Annotated in this window: 16 protein-coding genes; 10 read left to right on the top strand and 6 right to left on the bottom strand. The window is 69.8% G+C overall.

Features of this window, described 5'->3' with window-relative positions:
* Nucleotides 1-295: 295 nt before the first annotated feature.
* Genes dnaK through ACFPCV_RS36075 form a run of 4 tightly spaced genes read left to right on the top strand, consistent with a single transcriptional unit; the run spans nucleotide 296 to nucleotide 4,484 of the window.
* Entirely contained in the window at nucleotides 296-2,161 is a 1,866-nt protein-coding gene (gene dnaK / locus ACFPCV_RS36090) for a molecular chaperone DnaK (protein ID WP_378061714.1), read from the top strand.
* Nucleotides 2,158-2,859, top strand: coding sequence for a nucleotide exchange factor GrpE (gene grpE / locus ACFPCV_RS36085; protein WP_378061712.1), 702 nt, complete (start codon nucleotides 2,158-2,160; stop codon nucleotides 2,857-2,859). Before dnaK ends, grpE begins: the two co-directional genes overlap by 4 nt.
* A gap of 21 nt (nucleotides 2,860-2,880) precedes the next feature.
* Nucleotides 2,881-4,056, top strand: a complete 1,176-nt coding sequence (dnaJ, locus tag ACFPCV_RS36080; protein WP_378061711.1) for a molecular chaperone DnaJ — start codon at nucleotides 2,881-2,883, stop codon at nucleotides 4,054-4,056.
* Nucleotides 4,056-4,484, top strand: coding sequence for a heat shock protein transcriptional repressor HspR (locus tag ACFPCV_RS36075; RefSeq protein ID WP_378061709.1), 429 nt, complete (start codon nucleotides 4,056-4,058; stop codon nucleotides 4,482-4,484). The genes dnaJ and ACFPCV_RS36075 overlap by 1 nt, the downstream gene beginning before the upstream one ends.
* Before the next feature lie 25 nt (nucleotides 4,485-4,509).
* Here the strand turns inward: ACFPCV_RS36075 and ACFPCV_RS36070 are convergent, their stop codons facing one another.
* Complete coding sequence (locus tag ACFPCV_RS36070; RefSeq protein ID WP_378061707.1) at nucleotides 4,510-4,761, bottom strand: hypothetical protein; 252 nt, start codon at nucleotides 4,759-4,761, stop codon at nucleotides 4,510-4,512.
* A gap of 140 nt (nucleotides 4,762-4,901) precedes the next feature.
* Between ACFPCV_RS36070 and ACFPCV_RS36065 the strand changes: the two genes are divergently transcribed.
* Genes ACFPCV_RS36065 through ACFPCV_RS36050 form a run of 4 tightly spaced genes read left to right on the top strand, consistent with a single transcriptional unit; the run spans nucleotide 4,902 to nucleotide 6,657 of the window.
* Complete coding sequence (locus ACFPCV_RS36065) at nucleotides 4,902-5,753, top strand: helix-turn-helix domain-containing protein (protein WP_378061705.1); 852 nt, start codon at nucleotides 4,902-4,904, stop codon at nucleotides 5,751-5,753.
* A gap of 14 nt (nucleotides 5,754-5,767) precedes the next feature.
* A complete protein-coding gene (locus tag ACFPCV_RS36060; protein WP_378061703.1) occupies nucleotides 5,768-5,965 on the top strand; it encodes a DUF397 domain-containing protein in 198 nt (65 codons plus the stop codon).
* Between the two features lie 27 nt (nucleotides 5,966-5,992).
* Complete coding sequence (locus tag ACFPCV_RS36055) at nucleotides 5,993-6,262, top strand: type II toxin-antitoxin system VapB family antitoxin (RefSeq protein ID WP_378061701.1); 270 nt, start codon at nucleotides 5,993-5,995, stop codon at nucleotides 6,260-6,262.
* Complete coding sequence (locus ACFPCV_RS36050) at nucleotides 6,259-6,657, top strand: type II toxin-antitoxin system VapC family toxin (RefSeq protein ID WP_378061699.1); 399 nt, start codon at nucleotides 6,259-6,261, stop codon at nucleotides 6,655-6,657. The genes ACFPCV_RS36055 and ACFPCV_RS36050 overlap by 4 nt, the downstream gene beginning before the upstream one ends.
* Here ACFPCV_RS36050 and ACFPCV_RS36045 read toward each other — a convergent pair.
* On the bottom strand, nucleotides 6,644-7,747 hold the full coding sequence (locus ACFPCV_RS36045) for a globin domain-containing protein (RefSeq protein WP_378061738.1): 1,104 nt from the start codon (nucleotides 7,745-7,747) through the stop codon (nucleotides 6,644-6,646). The genes ACFPCV_RS36050 and ACFPCV_RS36045 overlap by 14 nt on opposite strands.
* Before the next feature lie 412 nt (nucleotides 7,748-8,159).
* Between ACFPCV_RS36045 and ACFPCV_RS36040 the strand changes: the two genes are divergently transcribed.
* Both ACFPCV_RS36040 and clpB read left to right on the top strand, forming a co-directional pair.
* Nucleotides 8,160-8,801, top strand: coding sequence for a pyridoxamine 5'-phosphate oxidase family protein (locus tag ACFPCV_RS36040; protein WP_378061698.1), 642 nt, complete (start codon nucleotides 8,160-8,162; stop codon nucleotides 8,799-8,801).
* A gap of 291 nt (nucleotides 8,802-9,092) precedes the next feature.
* Nucleotides 9,093-11,684, top strand: coding sequence for an ATP-dependent chaperone ClpB (gene clpB / locus ACFPCV_RS36035; RefSeq protein ID WP_378061696.1), 2,592 nt, complete (start codon nucleotides 9,093-9,095; stop codon nucleotides 11,682-11,684).
* Between the two features lie 47 nt (nucleotides 11,685-11,731).
* Here the strand turns inward: clpB and ACFPCV_RS36030 are convergent, their stop codons facing one another.
* The 4 genes from ACFPCV_RS36030 to ACFPCV_RS36015 are packed head-to-tail and all read right to left on the bottom strand — an operon-like array spanning nucleotide 11,732 to nucleotide 15,125.
* The gene (locus tag ACFPCV_RS36030) at nucleotides 11,732-12,859 is read right to left on the bottom strand and encodes an alpha/beta hydrolase family protein (RefSeq protein WP_378061693.1); all 1,128 of its coding nucleotides are present in this window, start codon (nucleotides 12,857-12,859) and stop codon (nucleotides 11,732-11,734) included.
* A gap of 9 nt (nucleotides 12,860-12,868) precedes the next feature.
* On the bottom strand, nucleotides 12,869-13,858 hold the full coding sequence (locus tag ACFPCV_RS36025) for a transporter (protein ID WP_378061691.1): 990 nt from the start codon (nucleotides 13,856-13,858) through the stop codon (nucleotides 12,869-12,871).
* A complete protein-coding gene (locus ACFPCV_RS36020; protein ID WP_378061689.1) occupies nucleotides 13,855-14,736 on the bottom strand; it encodes an ABC transporter ATP-binding protein in 882 nt (293 codons plus the stop codon). Before ACFPCV_RS36020 ends, ACFPCV_RS36025 begins: the two co-directional genes overlap by 4 nt.
* Nucleotides 14,733-15,125 (bottom strand): GntR family transcriptional regulator, encoded by a 393-nt coding sequence (locus ACFPCV_RS36015; protein ID WP_378061687.1) that lies wholly within the window; start codon nucleotides 15,123-15,125, stop codon nucleotides 14,733-14,735. Before ACFPCV_RS36015 ends, ACFPCV_RS36020 begins: the two co-directional genes overlap by 4 nt.
* Nucleotides 15,126-15,202 lie beyond the last annotated feature (77 nt).

Below are 15,202 nucleotides of genomic sequence, written 5' to 3'. Positions count from 1 at the left end.
GACCTCGCTCCGCTCAGCCAGGGCGCTGCCCCACGCCCTGATCACCCCCGATTTTCGAGCCAGGGCGCTGAGCGCCCTGAACGCGCCTTTCAGGACATCGGCCCAGATCTTCACGGAATCTATCGCCCAGGCGATGGCCATCCAGGGAACACCGGCGGGCCCCCGCTCGTTGAGGGATCAGAAAGGTTGAGCGCGAGGGGCTCAAGTCTGATTTGACGGGTGATCCACCCCGAGGGCAAACTTGAGCGGAAGGCACTCAACCCACCACGCAAGCAGAAAGCAGGAGGGGAACCAAATGGCGCGAGCGGTCGGTATCGACCTGGGGACGACCAACTCCGTCGTCGCTGTCCTCGAGGGCGGTGAACCGACGGTGATCGCCAACTCCGAGGGTTCGCGGACGACCCCGTCCATCGTCGCCTTCGCCAAGAACGGTGAGGTGCTCACCGGGCAGCCGGCGAAGAACCAGGCCGTCACGAACGTCGACCGCACGGTCCGTTCGGTCAAGCGGCACATGGGCACGGACTGGTCCACGGAGATCGACGGCAAGTCCTACAGCGCGCAGGAGATCAGCGCGCGGGTGCTCATGAAGCTGAAGCGGGACGCGGAGTCCTACCTCGGCGAGCCGATCACCGACGCGGTGATCACCGTCCCGGCGTACTTCGAGGACGCCCAGCGGCAGGCCACCAAGGAGGCCGGGCAGATCGCCGGCCTGAACGTGCTGCGGATCGTGAACGAGCCGACCGCGGCGGCGCTGGCCTACGGCCTGGACAAGGGCGAGAAGGAGCAGACCATCCTCGTGTTCGACCTCGGTGGTGGCACGTTCGACGTGTCGCTGCTGGAGATCGGCGAGGGCGTGGTCGAGGTCCGTGCGACCTCCGGGGACAACCACCTCGGTGGTGACGACTGGGACCAGCGGATCGTCGACTGGCTGGTCGACAAGTTCAAGCAGTCCGCAGGCATCGACCTCACCAAGGACAAGATGGCGCTGCAGCGCATCCGTGAGGCCGCGGAGAAGGCGAAGATCGAGCTGTCCAGCTCGAACAGCGCCAACATCAACCTGCCGTACATCACGGTGGACGCGGAGAAGAACCCGCTGTTCCTCGACGAGACGCTGTCCCGGGCCGAGTTCCAGCGGATCACCAGCGACCTGCTGGACCGCACCCGCGCGCCGTTCAACAACGTGATCAAGGACGCCGGCATCAAGGTCGGCGACATCGACCACGTGGTGATGGTGGGTGGCTCCACCCGGATGCCCGCCGTGTCCGACCTGGTCAAGGAGCTGACGGGCGGCCAGGAGCCGAACAAGGGCGTGAACCCGGACGAGGTCGTCGCCATGGGCGCGACCCTGCAGGCCGGTGTCCTGCGCGGTGACGTCAAGGACGTGCTGCTGCTGGACGTCACCCCGCTGTCGCTGGGCATCGAGACCAAGGGCGGCGTGTTCACCAAGCTCATCGAGCGGAACACGACCATCCCGACCAAGCGGTCGGAGATCTTCTCCACCGCGGACGACGGCCAGACCACGGTCGGCATCCAGGTCTTCCAGGGTGAGCGCGAGATCGCGGTGCACAACAAGAAGCTGGGCACCTTCGACCTCACGGGCATCCCGCCGGCACCGCGCGGTGTGCCGCAGATCGAGGTCACCTTCGACATCGACGCGAACGGCATCGTGCACGTCAACGCGAAGGACCTCGGCACCGGCAAGGAGCAGTCGATGACGATCACCGGCGGCTCGGCGCTGCCGAAGGACGACATCGACCGGATGGTCAAGGACGCCGAGGCGCACGCCGAGGAGGACAAGCGCCGCCGCGAGGAGGCCGAGACCCGCAACCAGGCCGAGACGCTCGTCTACCAGACGGAGAAGTTCGTCAAGGACAACGACGAGAAGATCCCGGCCGAGGTCAAGGAGAAGGTCAACACCGCGGTCAAGGAGGCCGAGGAGTCGCTCAAGGGCACCGACATCGCGGCCATCAAGGCGGCGATGGAGAAGCTCGCGACCGAGTCGCAGGCCATGGGCTCCGCGATCTACGCGCAGACCGGCGCCACGCAGGACGCGGGCGCGGGTGCTGGTGCGGCCGGCGGTGAGCAGGCCGGTGGCCAGCAGGCACAGGGCGCCGAGGACGTCGTGGACGCGGAGATCGTCGACGAGGACGGCAAGAAGTGACGTCCGAGCACCGAGCCGCCGACGACCACGGAGAGGAGCCACGGGTAGTGGTGCGCGACCGGCGTCGCATCGATCCTGAGACCGGCGAGGTCCGGCCGCCCGCTCCCGAACAGGAGGCTGGTGTGCCGGACCCCGAGACCGGTGTCGCACCGGAGGACGCCGTCGAGGCGGAGCCGGTGCCCAGCCAGGAAGCCGAGCTGAAGGCGCAACTCGACGAGCGGACCGCCGACCTGCAGCGACTGCAGGCCGAGTACGCCAACTACCGCAAGCGGATCGACCGCGACCGGGAGTCGGTGGTCAACACCGCGAAGGCGGCGGTGGCGGGCGAGCTGCTGTCGGTGCTCGACGACGTCGAGCGCGCCGCACAGCACGGCGACCTGACCGGTGCGTTCAAGGCGGTGGCGGACAAGCTGGTCGCCACGCTGGAGCGCACGGGGCTGGAGCCCTTCGGGCACGAGGGTGAGCCGTTCGACCCGTCGGTGCACGAGGCCGTCCAGCACGACACGTCCCCCGAGGTCGCGGGTCCGACGGTGACCGCGGTGCTGCGCCGCGGCTACCGGTTCGGTGACCGGATCGTGCGGGCCGCGCTGGTCGCGGTCACCGACCACGAGCCGGCCGCCGCGCCCGCCCCTGCGGCCGAGGAGCCGGTGCCGGGCGACTGGTTCGACCCGAACGACAAGACGAACGAGCAGATCTGACCTGGGAGGAGGGGACGTCCGGTGAGTGCGCGGGATTGGATCGACAAGGACTTCTACCGCGAGTTGGGCGTCTCGTCCGACGCCACCGACGCCGAGATCAAGAAGGCGTACCGCAAGCTCGCCCGTGAGCTGCACCCCGACGCCAACCCGGGCAACACCCAGGCGGAGGCGCGGTTCAAGGCGGTGTCGGAGGCCTACGGGGTCCTCGGCGACGCCGAGAAGCGCAAGCAGTACGACGAGGCCCGCCGGCTCTTCGGATCCGGCGGGTTCCAGCCAGGTGGCTTCGGCGGTTTCGGCGGCGGCGGGTCGACGTTCGACTTCAGCGACGTCTTCGGCGGCCAGCAGCAGGCGGGCGCGGGTGGCGGGATCAGCGACCTGCTCGGCAACCTGTTCGGTCGCCGGGGCGGTGGCACCGCGGCTGGCGGCCGGCCGCGGCGCGGCGCCGACGTGGAGACCGAGGTGCGGATCGACTTCGTGGAGGCGGTGAAGGGCGCGACCGTGCCGTTGCGCCTTTCGAGCCCGTCCACGTGCGAGACGTGCCACGGCTCCGGCGCCAAGCCGGGCACGACACCGCACACGTGTCCCACGTGTGCCGGTGCCGGCCTGGTGAGCCGCTCGCAGGGCGCGTTCGCGTTCAGCGAGCCGTGCCGCGACTGCCGCGGCACGGGCCGGATCGTCGACGACCCGTGCGCGGAGTGCGGTGGCGACGGGGTGAGCACCAAGTCGCGGACGCTGACCGTGCGGATCCCGCCAGGGGTCGCCGACGAACAGCGGATCCGGCTGGCCGGTCAGGGCGAGCCGGGCAACGCGGGCGGGCACGCGGGTGACCTGTACGTCCGCGTGCACGTCACGGCCCACCCGCTGTTCGGGCGGTCGGGCAACGATCTGACCCTCAAGGTGCCGGTGACCTTCACCGAGCTCGCGCTCGGCACGACACTGGAAGTGCCGACCCTCGAGGGCAAGGTCGCCCTGCGGGTGGCGCCCGGCACGGCCAGCGGCCGGGTCCTGCGTGTGCGCGGCAAGGGCATCACCCGACGTGACGGTCAGGCGGGCGACCTGCTGGTGACCCTGCAGGTCGCGGTGCCGTCGAACATGGACGACAAGGCCAGGGCGGCGCTGGAGGAGTACGCCGAGGCGACCTCCGGCATCGACCCCCGGCCGGAGCTGACCGCGATGCTGGCTGAACGGAGTCGGTGATGACGGGGATCCCGTTTCCGCCCGGAGCTGACGAGGACACACCGGTCTTCGTGATCTCGGTGGCCGCTGAACTGTCCGGGCTGCACGCGCAGACGCTGCGCGGGTACGACCGGATGGGGCTGGTGTCCCCCGGACGCACGTCCGGGGGCGGACGCAGGTACTCCATGCGGGACATCGCGCTGCTTCGCGAGGTGCAGCGGCTGTCCCAGGAGCAGGGGGTCAACCTGGCCGGGATCAAACGGATCATCGAGCTGGAGCACGAGGTCGACGCGCTCCGCTCCAGGGTCGTCGAGCTGAGCGAGGAGCTGGCGGCCGTGCACGCGGCCGCGGAGCAGGCGGCGGCGGCCATCCACCGGTCCTACCGCAACGAGCTGGTGCCGGTGTCCCGGCAGACGGCGCTGGTGGTGTGGAAACCACGCAAGAGGTAGCAGGGAACCGGACGACGGCCGCGGGTCACCGCATCGGCAGCGTCGTCCGGTTCCCTTTCGCGTGCAGATGCCCGATGAGCGTGTCGCGCGCGTCCTGGAGAGCCTCGGTGAGCCGGCGGCAGGTGTCCGGGTGGTCGACGACCAGGCGCAGGGTGGCGCCGCCCGTCCGGTACTCGCCGAGGGCGATCTCGACGACGTCGTCCGCCGGATGCATGTCGACGCTCATCGGGCAGTCGCGGTCCACGTGGGTGTACTGGTCGCTGCGCAGGTCGTGCATCTCGTCCTCCTGATCAGTGGTTTTGGCGTTTTCACTGTGTACTGATCAGTGGGTCGAGGCAAGCGCTGGAATGATGAAAACTTTCACTTCACCTGTTTGGGTGACGGTTGGATCGCTTTCAACACCAGTAAGCTCATCTCGTGACTGACTACGTGCCCAGCATGCGCATGAGGCGAGTCGCGCGGACGCTGCTCCACTGGCGCGAGAGCCGGGACATCAACGCCGCCGAGATCGCGAAGAAGGCCGGTTGGTCCGGCGCCAAACAGAGTCGGCTGGAGAACGCGACCCAGCCCATCCAACCGTCGCAGGTCGTCACGCTCGCCCTCCTCTACGACGTCCCGGAAGCCGAACGCGACGCGGTGTTCAACTCGTGCCTGACCGCGCAGCAGGAGGGCTGGTGGGACGCGGTGAGCAGAGACGCGCTGGTCGCGGACGTGCTGGACTACGTCGAGTTCGAGTCCGAAGCCACCACCGTCCGCACCTTCAAGATCGACCTGGTGCCCGGCCTGTTGCAGACCTCGGGCTACGCCGCGGCGATCGTCGAGGCGGCCCAGTCGCGGCCGTCCGCCGAGGTGGTGCGGGAACGAGTCGAGGCACGCACCAGGCGGCAGGAGCGGCTCGACGGCGAGAACCCGATCCACGTCGAGGGGGTGCTCACCGAGGGCGCTCTCCGAAACCGGGTGGGTGGCCCGGAGGTGATGCGGCAGCAGTTGGAGCGGCTGGTTCAACTCTCCAAGCTGCCCAACGTTGATCTGCGGGTGATCGCCGCCACCGGTGCCTACCCGGCGATGGGCACGCCGTTCAGCATCCTGTCGTTCGCCGGTGACTACCCGGACGTCGGCTACATCGAGTTGATCGACAAGGGGGTGTACATCGAGGAACCCGAGGACCTCGAGCCTTATCAGGTCCGTTTCGCGGGACTGCAAAAGGTAGCCTTGAGTCAGAGCAAATCACGCAGTCTCCTCGCGGACATCGCGGAGGGCCTGCGCTGACCGAGGAGATCACGGTGTCCCCGCCCGACCTGACCAACGCCGTGTGGCGCAAGAGCAGTCGCAGCAACGGAGACGGCAACGAGTGTGTCGAGGTCGCCTTCGTGTCCGGGGTGACTGCCCTGCGCGACTCGAAGAACCCTGACGGGGGCGCTCTCGTGCTGCCGCCGACCGGCTGGCACGCGTTCCGCTCGACGACCAAGGTGAGTCGCTGATTACACCATTGGTGGTAGCTTTACACCATGGCCATGAACATCAAGGATCCGGAGGCTGAGCGGCTCGCCGCCGAGGTCGCCGCGCTGACCGGCGAGAGCAAGACCGCCGCCGTCCGTGCCGCTCTCCGCGAACGCCGTGAGCGGCTGAACGTTGCGAGTGGGCCACGCCTGCGAACTCTCAGGCGCTTCCTCGAGGACGAGATCTGGCCGCGCGTACCACCCGAGATCCAGGACGGGCCGCCGATGACGAAGGCCGAACGCGAGGAACTGCTCGGCTACGGCCCGGAGGGCGTGTGATCCTGGACAGCTCGGCCATCGTCACGGTCTTTCTGCGGGAGAAGGGCAGCGAACGCGTGCTGGATGCGCTCGAGGCCGCGGACGCTTGCCGGGTCGGTGCGCCCACTCTCGTGGAGACGGCGATGGTGTTGACCGGCAGGCTGGGTGACGACGGCCGAACGATGCTTCTGTCATTCCTCCAGGAAGTGAATGTCGATGTGCTGCCGTTCGGCGACGCGCACTGGCGGACCGCGCAGAGCGCGTTCGTGCGCTACGGCAAGGGGCGCCATCCGGCCGCACTGAACTTCGGCGACTGCCTCACGTACGCGACGGCCTACGTCGCGGGCGAACCGCTGCTCTGTGTGGGCGAGGACTTCGCGCGGACTGATCTGGAGCTGGTGCTCAGTCCATCGTGAACGGGTCGTAGATGATGTGGTCCAGGGAGGTGCCTGCCACCAGCATCCTGGACACCGTCGACCGGACCATGCCCGGTGAGCCGGACACGAGCACGTCGTGGTCCTGCCAGGCGCCGTAGCGGGTCACCACGTCGGCCAGGGTGCCCTTCTCCACCGCGGCCATCGTGGAGTCCGACTCCAGCACCGGCACCACCTTCAGCCACGGGTTGTGCGCGGCGGTGGCCTGCAGGTTCTCCAGGTCGTACAGGTCGGCCCGGACGCGGCCGCCGTAGAAGACCTGCACCCTCGGGTTCTCGCCCCACTGGGAGAGGTGGTCGATGATCGCGCGCATCGGGGCGATCCCGGTGCCGCCCGCGATCATGAGCACGTCGTTGCCGGACTCGCGGTTCACCGCCAGCCTGCCCATCGGGGGACCGATGCGCCACACGTCGCCGATCTCACCATGGGTGACGATCGCGCGGGAGACCCAGCCGGTCTCGACCGCCCGGATGTGGAACTCGAGCAGGCCGTCCTCGCGTGGGGCGGTGGCCGGGGTGAAGTAGCGCCACATCCTCGGCCGCTGCGGCACCTCGACGCTCACGTACTGCCCCGGCTGGTACGGGACCGCGTAGTCGGGCTGCACCCGCACCACAGCGAGGTCCCTCGTCAGGCGGTGGCGCTCGACGACCGTCCCGTTCCACCAGGCCGGGCCCTCGTCCGCGGTCGCGGCCTCCAGCATCGCCCTGGCCATGATCGTGTACGCCTCGGCCCACGCGCGTTCGACCTCGTCGGTCCACGCGGCCTTCGCGTACTGCTTGACCGCGGACAGCAGCGCCATGCCGACGGCCTCGTAGTGGTTGGCGATCACGCCGAACTTGCGGTGGTCGCGGCCGAGCTGTCTCAGGAACGGCAGCAGCTCGTCCGGGCGGTCGACCATCTGGACGAAGTGGACCAGGGCGCGCAGCAACCTGGACCGCTGCACCTGCATGTTCACCGGGAACATCTCCCTGGTGGCCGGTGCGATGGCGAACAGGGTCGCGTAGAAGTGCGCAGCCACCCGGTCGGCCTGCGGCTCGACGACCGCGAAGCTGTCGCGGACCAGGCGCACCATGGTGGCGAGTGGTTCCTCGCCATGCGGCTGGTTGTCCTGGCTCGGTAAGGGGCTCACAACGGCGTTGGCTGTCATGGTCGGGACACAGTCCACCTCTCGGCGTCCGGGGCTCGACGCCGCGTTACCCGGGTCGTCGTCCGTCCCCGACATCGAGACACTAGACGGAAACTCCACCGTTGTCCGCCCTCCTGACACTTTCGTGTGAGGCGCCACTACACAGAGTTGTCGTGTTGGGACGTTCGAGCGACATTCGAGGGGGTCGCCCTCGCATACACCTCCCCGTTATGAAAACGTGTCCGCCGTGCGTCCTGATCAGGTCACTCCGACGGGTGTCGCGGACGCGTCTCTTCTCGATCTGGAGATCGCGGAACCCGCAGTCACGCCACCACCACCGTCCGTAGACCCCCCGACCGTGAAATTTCGCCCGATCGGACCAGCCGCGTTGCCTGGTTGTGCCGGTGAGCATCTACTCCAAAAGGCCTACGGCACCGCCGACCGGGCGGAGCGCTTCTACCGCGACCAGGTGCTCGACCACCTCAACCCCGAGATGGTCGAGTTCGTCGGGCGCATGGAGATGGCGTTCGTCGGCACGGCCGACGCCGCCGGTGAGTGCGACGCCAGCTTCCGCGCCGGTCCGCCGGGGTTCCTCCACGTCCTCGACTCGCGCCGCGTCGCCTACCCGGAGTACCGGGGCAACGGCGTGCTCGCGAGCCTCGGCAACATCAGTGAGAACCCGCACGTCGCGCTGCTGATGATCGACTTCGTGCGCGACCTGATCGGCCTGCACGTCAACGGCCGCGCGGCTATCGTCGACGACGTCGTGCTGCGTCGCGACCATCCCGCCCTCCCGGTCGCCGACGAGCGCGGCCGCGCTCCGGAACGCTGGGTCGTCGTGCACGTGGAGGAGGCCTATGTCCACTGCCGCAAGCACATTCCGCGGTTGCGGCCGGTCTCCCGCGACCGGGACTGGGGCAGCGACGACACGCGGCGCAAGGGTGGCGACTACTTCGGCGTCCGCGCGCGCCAGAACGCACCGGTCGCCGGGCGTCGCTGAGAGTTGATCACCCGTCTCCCGGGTTGCCGGTGCGTTCACCCGGGTGGCGGTAGCGCCGTGAGCTGCTTTCTCTCGACTTCGCGGCCGGGGCACACCTTGCACGCCTGCCTGTGGATAGGCACCTGGGGATTGTGGACAAGTGGCACCTCGGTGTGGACAACCCCGTTAGGACATGTGGGTGAGGCGCAACCGGGCGGTCGCGACCACCCACGAAGTCGTACTTGAGCGGAACACACTCAACTTTGCTGACGTTGTGCATAGTGAGTCAGAACGTTGCACGTGAGGGGACCCATGGACGCCTTCAACCCGACCACCAAGACCCAGCAGGCCATCTCGGCGGCCGCGCAGGCCGCGACCGTCGCGGGCCACCCGGACGTGAAGCCCGTGCACCTGCTCGGCGCACTGCTCGCGCAGGGCGACGGGCTGACCGCACCACTGCTGTCGGCGGTGGGGGCCGACCCGAACGTGGTGCGCAAGGAGCTGGACCAGTACGCCAACTCGCTACCGTCCGCGACCGGCTCGACCGTGTCCGCGCCGCAGCTGGACGCCGAGGCACTGCGGTCGGTGACGCACGCGCAGAAGCTCGCGACCGAGATGGGCGACGAGTTCGTCTCCACCGAGCACCTGCTCGTCGGCCTCGCCGCGCAGGGCGGTGCCGTGGCGAACCTGCTGAACCGCCACGGCGCGACGCCCGACGCGCTGCGGGAGGCGTTCGCCAAGGTCCGCGGCTCCGCCCGGGTCACCAACCCGGACCCGGAGTCGACCTACAAGGCACTCGAGAAGTACGGCCTCGACCTGACCGAGCGGGCCCGCAAGGGCGAGCTGGACCCGGTCATCGGCCGGGACTCCGAGATCCGCCGGGTCGTGCAGGTGCTGTCGCGGCGGACCAAGAACAACCCGGTGCTGATCGGTGAGCCAGGCGTCGGCAAGACCGCGATCGTCGAGGGCCTCGCGCAGCGGATCGTGGCCGGGGACGTGCCGCAGTCGCTGCTCGGCAAGCGGGTCGTCGCTCTCGACCTGGGGTCGATGGTCGCGGGCGCCAAGTTCCGCGGCGAGTTCGAGGAACGGCTGAAGGCCGTGCTCAAGGAGATCACCGAGTCGGCGGGCCAGGTCATCACGTTCATCGACGAGCTGCACACGATCGTCGGCGCCGGCGCGACCGGCGAGGGCGCGATGGACGCGGGCAACATGATCAAGCCGATGCTCGCCCGTGGTGAGCTGCGGATGGTCGGCGCGACCACGCTCGACGAGTACCGCCAGCACATCGAGAAGGACGCCGCGCTGGAGCGCCGCTTCCAGCAGGTGCTGGTCGGCGAGCCGTCCGTGGAGGACACCGTCGGCATCCTGCGTGGCCTCAAGGAACGTTACGAGGTGCACCACGGCGTGCGGATCACCGACGGCGCGCTGGTCGCGGCCGCCACTCTCTCCGACCGGTACATCACCGCGCGCTTCCTGCCGGACAAGGCCATCGACCTGGTCGACGAGGCCGCGTCCCGGCTGCGCATGGAGATCGACTCCCGCCCGGTGGAGATCGACGAGGTCGAGCGGGCCGTGCGGCGCCTCGAGATCGAGGAGATGGCGCTCCAGAAGGAGGACGACGCCGCCTCCAAGGAGCGATTGGCGGCGCTCCGCATGGAGCTGGCCGAGAAGCGGGAGACGCTGACCGCGCTCACCGCCCGCTGGCAGAACGAGAAGGGCGCGATCGAGAAGGTCCGCGACCTCAAGGAGCAGCTCGAACAGTTGCGCGGCGAGTCGGAGCGGGCCGAGCGCGACGGCGACCTCGGCCGCGCGTCCGAGCTGCGGTACGGCCGGATCCCCCAGCTGGAGAAGGACCTCGCCGCCGCGACGCGCACCGCGGAGCGCGCCGAGGAACAGGTCATGCTGAAGGAGGAGGTCGGCCCGGACGACGTCGCGGACGTCGTGTCGGCGTGGACCGGCATCCCGGCCGGGCGGCTGCTGGAGGGTGAGACCGCGAAGCTGCTGCGCATGGAGGAGGCCATCGGCAGGCGGGTCGTCGGGCAGGCCGAGGCCGTACGGGTGGTGTCCGACGCGGTGCGGCGCGCCCGCGCCGGGGTCGCCGACCCCGACCGGCCCACCGGCTCGTTCCTGTTCCTCGGGCCCACCGGGGTCGGCAAGACCGAGCTGGCGAAGGCGCTCGCCGAGTTCCTGTTCGACGACGAGCGCGCCATGATCCGCATCGACATGTCCGAGTACTCGGAGAAGCACTCGGTCGCCCGGCTGGTCGGCGCCCCGCCCGGGTACGTCGGCTACGACCAGGGCGGCCAGCTCACCGAGGCGGTGCGGCGGCGCCCGTACAGCGTGGTGCTGCTGGACGAGGTCGAGAAGGCGCACCCGGACGTGTTCGACGTGCTGCTGCAGGTCCTCGACGACGGCCGCCTGACCGACGGGCAGGGCCGCACGGTCGACTTCCGCAACACGATCCTGGTGCTCACGTCGAACCTCGGCTCGCAGGCCATCACGGACGTGACCCTGGACGACCAGCAGCGCAAGGACGCCGTGCTCTCGGTGGTGCAGCGGCACTTCAAGCCGGAGTTCCTGAACCGGCTCGACGACGTGGTCGTGTTCGGATCGCTGGCGACCGAGGAACTGACGTCCATCGTGGACATCCAGATCGACGCGCTCGGCCGCCGTCTCGCCGCCCGCCGTCTGACGCTCGACGTCAGCCCGGCCGCGCGGGAATGGCTGGCGCTCAACGGGTTCGACCCGGTCTACGGGGCACGCCCGCTGCGGCGGCTGGTGGCCTCGGCGATCGGCGACCAGCTGGCGAAGTCGTTGCTGGCCGGTGAGATCCGGGACGGCGACACGGTCCGCGTCGACGTCACGCCGGACAGCGCGGCCCTGATCGTCGGCGGCGCCCTGTAGGAGAGCCGAAAGCGGCGCCTCCCCCAGGAAGGCGCCGCTTTCGCGGGTCATCCGTTCGTCGGGAAGGTGACTTCCGGGTACCGCGGTGACGGCCCGTCGAGCAGTGGTCGCGGGTCGCCGCGCAGGTGCCGGTCGAGGAAGGCACGGACGTAGGTGCGGGTGATCGTCTGCGCGCGGCCGGCCGCGATGCCTGCGCCGTAGTCGAGGCCCAGCCGGTCCATCAGCAGCCCGACGTCGGTGAACGACACGTGCTCGGCGCCGTCGACCAGGAGCCAGCGCTTCCAGCCGGTCATGCCCGCCCAGCTGCGTTCCCACGTGGCGGCCGGGGCGCCGCTGCCCGGCGTGTACTGCCCGGCCCGGCCGAGGAACAGGAACGGCTTCGACAGCCCGCCCTCCGGGATCACGTCGTCGGTGCTGCCGTCGATGTCGAACCCCGCCGTGAGCCGTGGGTCGGCGAGCAGCGCGGGGATGCTGCTCGCGCCGCCGACGGAGTGCCCGCCCATCACGATGCGCGACCGGTCGACCAGCCGGGCGCCGCGCCACGCGGGACGTGGTCCGGTCAGCCGGTCGAGCACGAACGACACGTCGGCGGCCCGGCCGCGGCCCAGCTCGATCCAGACCGTCTCGTCCTTCGCCATCTCGCAGGTGAGACACGTGGTGACCCGCCCGTCGGGGAAGGTCTGCGCGACGTTCTCGTAGGTGTGGTCGACGACCGCGACGACGTGGCCGTGGCTCGCGAGGTCCTCGGCCAGCGACGTGAGCGTGGCGCGCGGCTTGCTGTGGCCAGGCGACAGCACGACCAGCGGCAGGCCGCCCGGTCGCCCGGCGGGCCGCGCGTCGCGGACGGCGCTGGTCCGCACGGTGCTCAGCAGGTCGGGCGGCAACAGGTCCGTGAGCCCGCCGTCCTCCAGCAGGAGCCGGGACTCGGTCGGGGTCATGTACCGCGCCGTGGGTCCGTTGGACCGGGCCGCCGGGTAGTACAGCGACACCATCAGCTCCCGGTAGGGCACCGACGGCACCCACGGGTCGGGCCTGGACGTGTCCTTCAGGTACAGCGTGGTCGTGCCGACCGGCTGTCCACCGGTCGGGGCGGGCAGCCGCAGCGCCGGGTCCGCGGCGGCGGGAGTCGCGGACAGGGCGAGCGTGAGTGCGGTGAGCGTGACGATGACGCGCATGGGTCCCCCTCAGGACAGGTGGCGGATTCGCCGGAAGCAGAACCAGGTCAGCAGCCCCGAGAGCGCGAGGAACAGCCCCAGCTCGATCCACTGCAGCGCCCAGAACCGGCTGCCGGGCTGGTAGGTGACGCGTTGCGAGTAGCCGAGTCCGGAAAGCTGCGCGACGCATTCGGTGACGGACATGCGGTCGGGCGGGCCGTCGTTCCCGCCGAACGGCGGCAGGCAGTGCTGTACCGCGTCGGGCAGCGGGAACACCGCGGTGCCGGACGCGTCCACGGTCTCGTTCGCGAGCACCCACGCGCCCGCGGGCTGGGCCACGGTGATCGACTCGATGACCCCCGACTCGTTCCCCCTGATCTGCCCGATGTTCGAGTCCGTGATCGTCACCGTGTCCTCGACCGGAGGGATGACGTACGGGCGTACCAGGAACGGGACCGCGACCAGCACGGCGGCGAACACGGTGAGCGTGACGGCCATCGCCGCCACGGTCCTGCGCAACAGGATGCCCACCGCCACCCCGAGCACGAACGCGAACGCGGCGTATCCGACCGGCACGATCCCGCGTGCGGCGAACACGACCGGTTCCATCCGGGTCAGGGCGAAGCTCTTGGGGTCGGCGCTCACGTGCGCGTCGATCGGGGCGGCCCACCAGGTGACCGCGGTGCTCAGCAGCGCGGCCGCGACCACGGTGGCCGCCACGCCCACCCCCAGTTTGGTCGCGAGCCAGCGCTTGCGGGTGATGCTCTGGTTCCACACCAGGTTGTGCGTGCCGGTCTCCAGCTCCCGGGTCACCATCGGCACGCCCCAGAACACGCCGATGATCGCGGGCAGCAGGTACAGCACGAGGATCGTGCCGCCGAACATCAGGTCCTGGTCGGCGAACTCCCCGCGGCCCACCAGGTCGGGCCCGGTGATCGCGAGGACCACCGCGATCGCCGCGAGCCCGGTGTACACCGAGATCGCCGGGACGCGGAACTGGCGCCAGGTCAACCAGGTCATCGCAGCACCTCCAGCGCCGGGCGGGCGGTGACCGGGTTGCTCATGTACTCGAGGACCAGGTCCTCGAGCCCGAGCTGCCCGACCGTCCACGACGGGTCGAGGACCGGCCGGTCGGTGCGGACGACGACCGTGGTCTGCCGGTCGGTGTGGCGCGCGGAGATGACGTGCTGGTCCGACGGCAGCGTGTCGAGGTCGCGCCGTGGGCCGGACAGCCGGTGGTGTGTCGCGAGCAGTTCGTCGACCTCGCCCGCGATCCGCAGCTGGGCGTCGACGAGCACGATCATGTGGTCGCAGATCCGCTCCAGGTCGGCGACCAGGTGCGAGGACAGCACGACCGACACACCGTGCTCGGCGACCGCCTCCATCAGGTCGGACAGGAACTCGCGGCGGGCGAGCGGGTCGAGTGCCGCGACCGGCTCGTCGAGCAGCAGCAGCTCGGGGCGCTTCGCGATGCCGAGCGTGAGCGCGAGCTGCGCCCGCTGGCCGCCGGAGAGCCTTCCCGCCTGCTGTTTCGGGTCCAGCCCGATCCGCTCGACCCGCCGCTGTGCCAGCTTCTCGTCCCAGCCCGGGTTGAGCCGGGCACCGAGCCGCAGGTGGTCCTCGACGGTCAGGCCCGCGTAGACCGGGGTGCTCTGCGCGACGTAGCCGACCTTCGCGAGCTGCTCCGGGCCGCTGCCCGGCACGCCGCCGCACACCTCGATGGTGCCTGCCGTCGCCTCGAGCATGCCCGAGGCGAGGTTCAGCAGCGTCGACTTGCCCGCGCCGTTCGGGCCGACGAGACCGGTCACGTGACCTGCCTCGACGTCGAGCGTGCAGCCCGCCAACGCCCAGCGCCGCTTGTACTTCTTGCCCAGTCCCCAGGCCGTCAGGACGGTCACGCTATGTCCTCTCTCGCGGCGCTGCGAAACGTGGACATGAACAGCGCCTCGATGCTCTCGTCGCCGAGACCGGCCTTGCGGGCCTTGTCGAGCCAGCGCCGCAGTTCGTGGCGCAGCGGGCCGTGGGCGGCGAGCGTGTTGTCGGCGAGCGTCGCCGTCACGAACGTGCCGACCCCGGGCCGGGCGGCGACGAGCCCGTCGTGCTCCAGCTCGCGGTAGGCCTTGAGCACCGTGTTCGGGTTGATCGCGAGGGCCGCGACCACGTCCTTGACCTTCGGCAGCTGGTCGCCCTCGCGGAGCAGGCCAAGCCGGAGCGCGTGCCGCACCTGCTGGACCACCTGTTGGTAGGGCGACAGGCCGGACCTGCCGTCCAGGTGAAACTCGATCACGACTACCTCCATTTATCTAGCTAACTAGCACTATAGAGAAACGGGCGGGTAGCGCGCCAGGACGGGTGACATGGGGC

It is taken from the genome of Actinophytocola glycyrrhizae (genome assembly GCF_042653545.1).
Lineage (GTDB): Bacteria > Actinomycetota > Actinomycetes > Mycobacteriales > Pseudonocardiaceae > Actinophytocola > Actinophytocola glycyrrhizae.
Note: the sequence above shows the minus strand (reverse complement) of the source record. Positions and strands in the feature narration are given on the sequence as shown.